3 protein-coding genes and 1 pseudogene are annotated in these 3,460 nt (G+C 64.7%); 3 read left to right on the top strand and 1 reads right to left on the bottom strand.

Features of this window, described 5'->3' with window-relative positions; translation table 11 throughout:
* Together HP546_RS27860 and HP546_RS27855 are read left to right on the top strand one after the other, a co-directional pair.
* Positions 1 to 484: pseudogene (locus HP546_RS27860) on the top strand (aldehyde dehydrogenase (NADP(+))); the annotation flags it as partial.
* Between the two features lie 140 nt (positions 485 to 624).
* Positions 625 to 1,560, top strand: a complete 936-nt coding sequence (locus tag HP546_RS27855) for a LysR family transcriptional regulator (RefSeq protein WP_172232330.1) — start codon at positions 625 to 627, stop codon at positions 1,558 to 1,560.
* Here the strand turns inward: HP546_RS27855 and HP546_RS27850 are convergent.
* On the bottom strand, positions 1,530 to 2,741 hold the full coding sequence (locus tag HP546_RS27850) for an MFS transporter (RefSeq protein WP_172232327.1): 1,212 nt from the start codon (positions 2,739 to 2,741) through the stop codon (positions 1,530 to 1,532). The two genes, HP546_RS27855 and HP546_RS27850, sit on opposite strands and share 31 nt — an antisense overlap.
* Before the next feature lie 193 nt (positions 2,742 to 2,934).
* Here HP546_RS27850 and HP546_RS27845 point away from each other — a divergent pair.
* Positions 2,935 to 3,460 (top strand): amidohydrolase family protein (locus tag HP546_RS27845; protein WP_172232324.1); only part of this gene is annotated, 526 nt, incomplete at its 3' end.

The raw sequence follows: 3,460 nt of genomic DNA, 5'->3' as shown, positions 1-3,460 counted from the left end.
CCAGCAGGCCCAGCCGCAGTTGTTCAAGGCCGATGTAAGCCTGCTGCTGAACGGTGACCCGCTGCTGCAGGAAGAAGTGTTCGGCCCGACCACCGTGGTGGTGGAAGTGGCCGATGCACGGGCATTGGGCGAGGCGCTGCGCCACCTGCAAGGCCAGCTGACCGCCACCCTGATTGCCGGGCCTGAGGACCTGCAGGCATTCGCCTCGCTGGTGCCGTTGCTGGAGCGCAAGGCCGGGCGCCTGCTGCTGAACGGCTACCCGACCGGTGTCGAGGTCTCTGACGCGATGGTGCATGGCGGGCCTTACCCGGCCACCTCCGACGCACGTGGCACCTCGGTGGGGACCCTGGCTATCGACCGTTTCCTGCGGCCGGTGTGCTTCCAGAACTACCCGGATGCGCTGCTGCCGGATGCCCTGAAAAACGACAACCCGCTGGGGATCGCGCGGTTGCTGGATGGAGTGAGCAGCCGCGGGACTGTTTGATATGAGCTGACCTGTACCGGCCTCTTTACGGGTTCACCCGCGAAGAGGCCGGTACAGGAATAGGCCATTGATGAATTTTCCTGGTCGAGATTCAATATACAGCTCGAACACTGGAATCCAGTTCATCAAAAAGGCCGGCCATGTATTCCTCCGAACGCCTCAAAGGCATCGACGTCTTCGTCGCCGTTGCTGACCTGGGCAGCTTCACCGCCGCCGCCGAGCGGCTGAACCTGACCAGCTCGGCCGTCAGCAAGAGCGTGGCCCGCCTGGAGGCTCGCCTGGGTGCGCGCCTGTTCAACCGCACCACCCGCAGCTTGGCACTCACCGAAGCCGGCAGCGTCTTCTACCGCACCTGCACGTCGGTGCTGGCTGACCTGGAAGAGGTCGAACACGCCATCGTCGCCACCGACAACCAACCCCACGGCAAGGTGCGAGTCGAGCTGCCCGCCTCTTACGGGCGCCTGCATGTGCTGCCGCTGATCCTGGATTTCATGCGCCTGCACCCCCTGCTGCAACCGCATGTGTCGTTCTCCGACCGTTTCGTCGACCCGGTGCACGAAGGCATCGACATCGTGGTGCGCATCGGCGGCCCGGATACCTGGCCGGCAGCGCTTGGCCACCAGTATTTCGGGGCTCAGCGCCTGGTGTTCTGCGCCTCACCTGGCTACCTGGCAACGCAGGGTGTGCCGCGCACCGAACGCGACCTCGAGCACCACCACTGTGTAGGCTATGGGAACACCGACGGCGGGGTCAGCCCGTGGTTCTTCAAGGGCCGCCAGCCTGGGGAAATGGAGCGTCGCAGCGTTCAGCCACGGATCGCGGTGGGCGACGGCGAGGGCGAAGTGGCGGCAGTGCTGGCCGGCCATGGCATCGGCCAGCTGCCCACCTGGCTGACCCAGCAACACCTCGATCAGGGGCGCCTGGTCGAGGTGTTGCCAGCGCTGGCGACCGATGGCCTGCCCATGAACCTGGTGTGGCTGAAAAGCCGCGAAGGGCTGCCCAAGGTCCGCGCCTTGCTCGACTACCTGCTACCGCGCCTCGCCCCTCACGGGACGCGGGCCAGCGTACCCGGCTGACGGGTCAGCTTGCCGAGCACTGCCACCAGGCCCAGCCCCGACAGCGCCACGCCTGCGGCCACGTAGCCCAGGTACTCGATACCCAGGCCCGGGATGGTCACGCCACCGATCACCGCGCCCAGGCCAATGCCGGCGTTGGCCGCCGAAACATTGGTGCTGCCCGCCAATGCCTGGGAATGTGTCACCGCACTCATCACGCGCACCTGGCTGATCGGGTACAGCGCGGTATTGGCAATGCCCCACAGCGCCAGTGCCAGGCAGAACACCAGGCCGGCATGGGCCAGCGGCACGATCGCCGCCATGCCGATGGCCAGCAGCACCAGGAACAGCGCGGTTGCCCCGAGCGGCGAACGGTCCACCGCCCGCCCGCCGATCCAGTTGCCTGCCAGGCCGACCGCGCCAAAGCCCATCAGCCACCAGCCGGTATGCCCCGGGGCGACACCTGCAACGCGTTCCAGCATGTCGGCGAGGTAGGTGTAACCAGTGAACATGGCCGTGAATACCACCACCGACAGCAACACGTTGGCGAGGAAATTGCGCTCACGAAAAATACGCGCCTGTTGCTTGAAGTCGACCTTTGCCGTGCGGGTCACCGACGGCATCCACACCAGCATGGCCAGGGCCATGATCAGCGACAAGCCTGCCAACGCCCAGAATGCCGCGCGCCAGCCGATGGCGTTGGCCGCGACGGTACCCAGGGGGATACCCAGCAGCATGGCTGCCGAAATCCCCAGGTACACCTTGGACACGGCCTGCCCCGCCTTGTGCGGCCCGGCCAGCTGCCCGGCTGTTTCACTTGCCGTGCCCCAGAACACAGGCAGCGCCAACGCTGGCATGACCCGGGCGATGGCCAGCACCCAGAAGCTGGTCGAGGCAGCAGCCAGGGCATTGGCGCCGGCGAACAGCAGCAGTATGGCGATGAACAGCCTTTTACGGTCCAGGTGCGATAGCGCCGCCGTCAGGGGCGGGCCGGCAACCATCACCGTGAAGGCGAACAGCGTGACCAGTTGCCCGGCAGCCGAGATCGGGATGCCAAGGTCGCGGGCAAGCGCGGGCAACAGGCCGACGATGAGGAACTCGGTGGTCACGATCAGAAAGGCCGAGAACGCCAGGATGGCAATGCTGACGCCGGCGTTCTGCGCCGTCGCGTCCCCCGTGGCGGTAGGTTGATAAGCGGACATCAAGACAAACTCCAAAAATGATGCCGGCAGTCTATTCGTTATCCTGATTCCGATTACGGGCCAATTTTCCATTGTTTTAAGCCGCAGATTCACCAATTACCGGGCCCTGTATACAATCAAAAGCAACTCTGGTTACATGGCTCTGCGCCTACGACTCCGGCAAACGCCGCTGCGTATTGCGCAGGCACAGGTTATGCCCAAGACTTTATTGGTAAAGAACGCCGAACTTCTGGTGACCATGGACGGCGAACGCCGGGAAATCAAAAACGGCGGTATGTACATCGAAGACAACCTGATCAGGCAGGTCGGCCCCAGCGAAACCCTCCCCCAGCAGGCCGATGTCATTCTGGACATGGCCGGCAAGGTGGTCATCCCAGGCCTGGTCAACACCCACCATCACATGTATCAGAGCCTCACCCGCGTGGTGCCGGCGGCGCAGGACGGCGAGCTGTTCAACTGGCTGACCAACCTGTACCCGATCTGGGCACGGCTGACTCCGGAAATGATCGCGGTGTCGACCCAGACCGCCATGGCCGAACTGATCCTGTCCGGTTGCACCACCTCCAGCGACCACCTGTACATCTACCCCAACGGCTGCAAGCTCGACGACAGCATCCATGCCGCCGCGGAAATCGGCATGCGCTTCCACGCCGCGCGCGGCAGCATGAGCGTGGGCCAGAGCCAGGGCGGGCTGCCGCCAGACTCGGTGGTGGAGAAGG

The sequence above is a fragment of the Pseudomonas sp. CM25 genome (assembly GCF_013179705.1).
Classification (GTDB): Bacteria; Pseudomonadota; Gammaproteobacteria; order Pseudomonadales; family Pseudomonadaceae; genus Aquipseudomonas.
This window is presented reverse-complemented; position numbering and strand designations above follow the sequence as displayed.